Below are 6,994 nucleotides of genomic sequence, written 5' to 3'. Positions count from 1 at the left end.
GTCGGCTGCGTGGAGGACGGCGACCGACTGCTGGAGCTACTGGCCCGTACCCCCGTCGACGTGGCCATTCTGGACATTCGGATGCCGCCAGGCGCCGACGGCGGACTGCAAACCGCCCAGCGCGTACGGGCGGAATGCCCGGATGTCGGGCTGCTGGTGACCGGCCCGGTGGCGTCGGTTGGCCGTTCGACGATCAGCCAAGATCCGCGATGCGGACAGGGCTTACCGAAGGCCCGAGGCTAATCGAGCTTGCCGCGGCAGCGTTGCGACCGGCCCGGGATCAAGTTTCAGAACCGCAGCAAGCTGTCGGAGGTCGGTCACACCGTCTCCACCGGCGCCGAACCTGTTGACCCAGACACCAAGGAGACCGGCTGCGTCGGCGGCTGCTGCGTCTCCAAGCTTGTTGTCGCCTACGTACGCGGTTACAGCGGGTGGGTATCCCAATGCCGCGCAGCCCGCGTGGAAGATACGGGGATGCGGTTTCGACACCCCCGCTGCGTCGACGCCGACAACACAATGGAACCGCGAGAGCAGGCCCACCCGGCGAAGCTTGACCCGCGAGAAGGCGGTGTCGCTGTTGGTCACGATTCCCAGGGGCACGTTGCCTAACGAGGCGAGCCCATCGAGGACATCGGGAAAAAGCCGCAGCGACGCCTCATAACGCTCACGATAGCCCAAGAACCAGCGGTATGGATCGTGCACCGAGGGTGCTTTCATCCAGGCGATCATGTCCACTGCGAGCGCGCGAGCCTGTCCCACATAGTCGGTCCGGCCAGCGAGGAAGCGGTCGAAGTGGAACGCTTGTAGCTCCCCAAACCTGGCCGCCGCCGCATCGAGCTCACCCTCCACGCCAAGAGCGCGGAGGTAGCTGACGATGCCGTTGTACTCCGCACTGGCGTAGTCGATGAGCGTGTCGTCGACATCGAACAGCACTGCTTGAACCGGGCGCCGCACCTGCCCTCCTCGTAGCACGATGGCGTTGCTCCACAGAGCGGACTTCAGGCCCGCGAAAAGGTCTTCGTCGGCGTTACGCGTACGGTGACTCGCGTTTCGTCCGGCTGGGGGACCCAGTGTGTGCTGCGGTAAGCGAGCGACAGTTCATCGATGAGCTCCATCGCACCCTCAGACGAGATCGACGCAGTGCCGCGTACTTCGATGTAGCTGCCCGGGATATCTGGATCCCACGCCAGAACGCTGACCCGGGGGTTGATCAGCATGTAGCGGACTTTCAGCCGGTTCGCCGCGGTGGAGAACAGAACCTGGCCATCGTCGAATTTGGCCCACATCGGACTGGACTGCGGTTGCCCGAGTGGACTCACTGCAGACAGCGACGCGATGACAGGTGCCCGGAAAAGCCGCGCCATCTTCTCCAGGTGTGCTGGACATATCACAAAGCTGCTAGTTTCGAGGCTGCTACCCATGAAGACTCCCATGTCCCTGGGCGCACAAAGTACCGACGTGCCTGGTGATCGTCAAGCAACGTCGGGCATCGGTAGTGGCCCGATTATCTGTTTCTGTCCGGTTTGGTGAGGGCTTGCCAGCCTAGCCACCTAAAGGTGAGCAGAAGTCTGGCTTGTTTGCCATTCAGCCCTCAACGCCGGCAATTCCATGACGTAACCGGAGAATTCGACATGGCGCCGGATCCGGGGCGTCGATGTATACCCGTTTGGGCACCTGCCTTATTGTGTCTGGGCGTACTGACCACACCCGCGCCTTCCGTGACCGTCGTTGCGACCCCGAGCGTTGCCGTCGGCGGCAACGCGATGGGCCTGTGCAATGGCGAAACCGCGAACGCGTACGCGGACCGACAAGGGGCCGTTTATGGTGCATGTCCCGAGCGACTCCTTCGACGCACAGCGCGCGTGGCTGATTCTGCGCGAGGCATGTTCGACGAATCACGTGAATCTTTCCGACGGAGAACTGATCCGACTCGGTGAGAATGCGGTGTTCTGGCTTGCCTCGCGAACTGTCGTGGCGCGAGTCGGGCGGGGGGACGTTCGCGCCGCTGAGGCCGAGCGAGAGATCAAGGTTGCCAGGTGGCTGGCAGGATCCGCGATTCCTGCGGTTCGGCCGCTCGAGATGGCTCAGCCACTGCGCGTCGGCGATCATTTCGTGACGCTGTGGGAATCGGTGGGAGACGAGGTCAGCTACGGCACCCCGGCAGAGTTGGCGTCCCTGCTCCGCCAGTTGCACGCCCTGGAGCCGCCTGCCGACATCGCGTTGCCGCGTGCGGACCCGTTTCGCCGAGCGCGGTCCTGTTTCGCGAACGCCACGGCCCTGACCGACGAGGACAAGCTGTTCATCAGTGGTCTGCTGGGCCGACTGGCGACCAGGTACGAACGGCTGGCGTTCTCACTCCGGCCGGGCGTCGTCCATGGCGACGCAAATGTGTGCAACGTCTTCCGGGACCGCCGTGGCAGGCCGGTGCTAGGCGACCTGGACACCGTGGCGGTGGGACCGCGCGAGTTGGACCTCGTGCCCGCTGCGGTGTACTACGACCGGCTCGGATGGCACTCGGCCGGCGAGTATCGGGAATTCGCGGAAAGCTACGGCTTCGATGTGCTCGACTGGCCTGGTTACGGCCTACTGGCGGATGCACTCGAGGTCGAGCTGGTCACTTGGCTTGCGCAAAATGCGGATCAGGACGACAAAGCGGGACAGGAGCTTGCCAAAAGAATCAGAACATTGCGCACGGGGACCTCGCGAGCGGTGTGGTCACCGTTCCTTTGGCACCAGCGTGATTGACGGTCCGCAAGACCGCGCTGCTGCCCGCGTTACGCGAAGGCACCGACGAGGTCCAAGCTTGGTCGTGACATTCCGGTGCGGGCGCGGGCTTCGGTGCAGCGGATCTTCGAGACCGGCGTCCCAGGAGACGGCGAGTGAGCGGTGCGTCCCATGCGGGACGACAAGAATTGGCAGTCGAGCCAGACCGCGCGACTCAGCCCGTCAGGACAGCCGGTACGCTTCACGGGGCGGCTCGAGGGAGCCGGCGCGATGACTGAAGTGGACGGCGGAGTTCATGCCAAGGCCTGACCCTGATGCGCTGTTGCCGGTCGCGCACGACGTTATCGACAAGGCCGTCGACTATGTGCTGAGAAATCCCGCCACCGCCGTCCGGCAGAAGGACGCCCACGAGATCGTCACGGATGCCGATGTCGCCATCGAGTGCCTCGTCCGCGCCGCATTGCTCCAAGTCGACACAACGATCGGCTTCCTCGGTGAGGAGACCGGCGCGGTGGGTAACCCCAATACTTACTGGGTACTCGACCCCATCGACGGCACCACCAACTTCAGCCATGGCTTACCGCTGAGTTCGATCTCGCTTGGCCTGGTGCACGACGGCTACCCGATTCTCGGCGTCATCGCAGTCCCGTTCCTCGGGCGCCGGTACTGGGCCACACGCGCTGGCGGCGCCTATCGCGATGGTGCTCGCATACAAGTTTCCAAAACGGCCGACCTGTCCAAAGCATTGGTCGCTCTCACCGATTACGGCGGGCCCCAACCGGGAATCGATGATCTGCTGTGCCGGGAACTGGATCGCGAGTTGACCACCCGCGCCCAGGGGCTGCGCCGGTTAGGCTCCACAGCCATCGAGCTGGCCTTCGTCGCAGAAGGTTCCCTCGACGCCAGCATCAGCATCTGGAACGGAACATGGGACACCGCCGCCGGCGCCGTCATCGCGCACGAGGCAGGCGCGGTCGTTATGGATGCCGACGGGAGTCCACATTCAACACAATCACGGTGTGCTGTCGCGGTCGCCCCGGCGCTGCGTGACCCCATCCTGTCGATTCTCGAGATCGCGCGCGGCACCCGTTACTGGCCTGCCGATGCCGGGAACACTCCGGTTTGGAACTCCACTCCAAGGTCATAACAGCTCATATTGGGCCATTTTCCATCCTGCGTGGCCGTTCGCTTCGACGCGGTGCAGGACGAAGATGGCCTCCACGATTGCGGTGGTGCGGCGCGGGCCCGCCGGTGAGGCCCACACGAGTCGACCGGCGTCGGCGACGACCTGCATGCTCAGGCCATGCCTCTTGTGTTTGCCGGAGTAGCACGGCTCCTGGTCTGCCACGTGGTCCATCGGAAATCAGCGTGCCGTCCAGGATCGCGTACGCCAGTTGCCGGATGGGGCCGCCTCACCGGCGGTGAGGCGGCCCTCGCCCTCATCGATCTCCGGGCCTGCCGGGCCCGTACTGAGCTGCAAGATCAGCCTGAAAAGCGCCCGGTCGGCTGGTCGTGGTTCAGCCTGGCTAGCACCCGCTGTTGCAGGTCAGCCGGAAAGTTGACGGAAAAGGCGGTGCTGCGGGGCGCGTTCTGTCCGATGGGCAGCAGGCAGTCCAACACTTCGACCGGACCGCGTGCCGCACTACGTTCTGCCTCCGAGTAGAAAACGACGCCGGCCGGGATCCGCTGGTCCATGACGGTCTCCCGGCCGGTGACCGGATGGCACCGGGTTGACCAGGCCCAAAGCAGGTCGCGCATATCGGTGGGGTCGATGTCGTGGTTGACGACCATCAGCCTGTTGATCCACCAGCCAGCGTGAGCGGCGTCTGGAGCTTTACAGACATCAAGGATGCGCCGCGCGAGGTCGGCCGAGGTCAACCCCGTAAGCTGCGCCCAGTCCGGAGAGACGCAGACGGCCAGCAGGGTGCAGGCGCTTTCTGGGACGACCCAGGCCGAAATGACTGGCAGGTCGGCGCGACGCAACTCCTCCAGCAGGACAGCTGCGATCCCAGGGCCGCAGATCGTATGGTCCTCGTCAACCGGTTTGCCCGCGCAGACGACCGGGATGATCGGCTCTGTTCGATGAGTGATCGCGGTAACGTGGTACACGGGGCGGTGTTTGCGGACAGTGGGTATATAGCCGTGGTACTCGCCGGTGGGCCCCTCGAGCCACGTCTCGTCATTGGCCAGGTAGCCCTCGATGACCAGCTCGGCGGATGCCGGGACCTCAAGGTCCACGGTCTTGCAGCGCACGGTTTCAATCGGCTCGCCGAACAGTCCACCGAGGAAGCCCGCTTCGTCTATTCCGTCAGGCAGCGGCATGCCGCCGACGAACAATGCGCTTGGCTCGGGGCCTTGAACAAGCGCGAACGGCATCGGTTCACCGCGTTGTTGCCACATCTGGCGGATCACGTTGTTGTGCTGGCTGGCACTGACGATACCGGTCATCCGTTTGCCGTCGATCAGCATCGCTCGGGCGATCGACCAGTTCGTCCATTTTCGGTCCGGGCTGGCGACTACGAAGATACCGATCGTGTTGATATAGCGGCCGCCGTCTCCGACATGTAGCAGCGGACTCGGCAGACTCATCAGATCCGCCGCGTCGCCGACCAACACTTTTTCATGGCACGGCGCGTCCTCCACGACAACCGGGGCGATGGGCTCGCGGTGCATCGCCGCGGCGAGTTCTTCGACGATCCGTCCGCCAGGGGTGGTCGGAGCCAGCCCCAGTGCGAGAGCTACCCGGGCCATCCGGGCTTCGGCAGAGGAACTGTAAGCGAGGGGCGCCCCGGCCACGCGATACCCACTGTGTCCACGAATGTTGGTGAACAGTGGAACCGGTGCGCACACCTCACTGCTGTGGCGTGTGATTGCGCCGATTTCGAACGCGGTGTCTACCTCCCAATCGATCCGCCGAAGGTCTCCGAACTCGTCCAGCCGGCTCAGGTACTCACGAAAGCTCCTGGGACGGCCTCGCTGGGAAGATCTGGCTTGCATGGCGAGTTCTCCGATCGCGTGATGAGATCCTGGCCGCACACTCGGCGGCCCGTTACTTGGTGGCCGGCATAACCCTGGTTGCCCGGGCTCACCTCGGTCGCGGTGATGCTCTCCGAAACCGGGCCCGGCCTTACCGCCACAGAGTCCAGACCGCCTGCGGCGTACTTCCACCGGACATCGACGGTGAGTCGGTCCACCGCCGCACGGTCCGACAGCCCTTTCCACCGCCGCAGGACAATCACCACCGGCATGATCATCGGCGGTATCGACATCGGGCCGTCCTCAGCGAACAGGTCCGCAGACATCGGATCCGGGAACCACTCCGGGCACTCATGACGTAGCACGGTGTACACCGAGTCTGGTACCAGGCGATCCTCAAAGAAACCCGCTGTTGAGGGGAGCAACCCCCGCCTGCGTCGGGTCAGAGCCACCGCCATCGCAGGCCCGCTCCTCGCTCCGATGGCCAACTCGAGTCAGCCTGACACACGCAACACCACAACGGAAGATCACATCCTTACGGATGGGGGGCCGCCACATTCAATACCGATCCGTTCGGTATGGTTTTGGAGCAGCGGGCGCCAGCGTGAGTGGAACCGCATTGCCCCGGATAGACGCGGATCGGCACGATGCGGTCGTGGGGTGGGACTGCATCTGCGGGTACCGGCGGCGCCCGGGGTCGGCTCGTCGCCAGTTCTACGCACTGGCAGCCGAGCCTATCCCACGTCCACAGTCCCCAGACGGGTTGGTCAACCTACTCACCCAGCCTTCGCCGCAGTGAGTTCGCCTCGGGGTGTCCGCCCAGCCCAAACAGGTCGCTGTGGACGCCCACGACCGCTCCGTCGGCCTGGTTTGGACGACATCAGCGTGAACGGCTGCATCACCCAGGCCCCCGGCGGCGGTGACTGCGCGGCGGGCGTTGTGTTCTTGGCCCTCGGCTCGGGTGCGGTCATCGTAGGCACTGCTGATGGGGGCGGCCGGTCATCGCGCACCGTCGGGACTGGCCGGCACCTACCCCGGTGCCGGTCAGTCCCGACGTGGCCTCCGCCGCCCACCAGGGGTGGCTCAAGGAACAGTTGGTCCGCGCCAGGCTCACCTCACCAGTTATCGGTGGGGGCGCTCGTTCCCAAGGCGATGATTTACAACCATCACCGGCTACCCGGCGACGTGGTGGACACGCGCTGACTAGAGCTCGTCCGCCGATGTCCTTCTGCGACGCACGAAGACGATCAGGGCCGCGCCGACGGAGATCATCAGGATTCCGATGAGGCTGATC

The 6,994-nt window shown here is 64.6% G+C and carries 6 protein-coding genes and 2 pseudogenes; 3 read left to right on the top strand and 5 right to left on the bottom strand.

Annotation, left to right across the window (positions count from 1 at the left end; translation table 11 throughout):
* Window positions 1-243: pseudogene (locus ACGF5G_RS35525) on the top strand (hypothetical protein); the annotation flags it as partial.
* Here ACGF5G_RS35525 and ACGF5G_RS35520 read toward each other — a convergent pair.
* Entirely contained in the window at window positions 223-954 is a 732-nt protein-coding gene (locus tag ACGF5G_RS35520) for an HAD family hydrolase (protein ID WP_393271261.1), read from the bottom strand. The pseudogene ACGF5G_RS35525 and the gene ACGF5G_RS35520 sit on opposite strands and share 21 nt — an antisense overlap.
* A gap of 44 nt (window positions 955-998) precedes the next feature.
* A complete protein-coding gene (locus ACGF5G_RS35515) occupies window positions 999-1,421 on the bottom strand; it encodes a PPOX class F420-dependent oxidoreductase (protein WP_393271259.1) in 423 nt (140 codons plus the stop codon).
* Window positions 1,422-1,821: 400 nt separating this feature from the next.
* Here ACGF5G_RS35515 and ACGF5G_RS35510 point away from each other — a divergent pair, with 400 nt between their 5' ends.
* Together ACGF5G_RS35510 and ACGF5G_RS35505 are read left to right on the top strand one after the other, a co-directional pair.
* On the top strand, window positions 1,822-2,745 hold the full coding sequence (locus tag ACGF5G_RS35510) for a phosphotransferase (RefSeq protein WP_393271258.1): 924 nt from the start codon (window positions 1,822-1,824) through the stop codon (window positions 2,743-2,745).
* Window positions 2,746-3,019: 274 nt separating this feature from the next.
* On the top strand, window positions 3,020-3,871 hold the full coding sequence (locus ACGF5G_RS35505) for an inositol monophosphatase family protein (RefSeq protein ID WP_393271256.1): 852 nt from the start codon (window positions 3,020-3,022) through the stop codon (window positions 3,869-3,871).
* A gap of 93 nt (window positions 3,872-3,964) precedes the next feature.
* Here ACGF5G_RS35505 and ACGF5G_RS35500 read toward each other — a convergent pair.
* The 3 genes and pseudogenes from ACGF5G_RS35500 to ACGF5G_RS35490 all read right to left on the bottom strand — a co-directional run.
* A pseudogene (locus tag ACGF5G_RS35500) lies at window positions 3,965-4,121 on the bottom strand (IS5/IS1182 family transposase); the annotation flags it as partial.
* An 85-nt stretch (window positions 4,122-4,206) separates the two neighbouring features.
* Entirely contained in the window at window positions 4,207-5,721 is a 1,515-nt protein-coding gene (locus ACGF5G_RS35495; protein ID WP_393271254.1) for a UbiD family decarboxylase, read from the bottom strand.
* Entirely contained in the window at window positions 5,667-6,026 is a 360-nt protein-coding gene (locus ACGF5G_RS35490; RefSeq protein WP_393271252.1) for a transposase, read from the bottom strand. Before ACGF5G_RS35490 ends, ACGF5G_RS35495 begins: the two co-directional genes overlap by 55 nt.
* Window positions 6,027-6,994 lie beyond the last annotated feature (968 nt).

This window comes from Micromonospora sp. NPDC047730 (genome assembly GCF_043204765.1).
In the GTDB taxonomy this organism is placed as follows: domain Bacteria; phylum Actinomycetota; class Actinomycetes; order Mycobacteriales; family Micromonosporaceae; genus Micromonospora.
The sequence above is the reverse complement of the archived record's forward strand: the minus strand, read 5'-3'. Positions and strand labels throughout refer to the sequence as shown.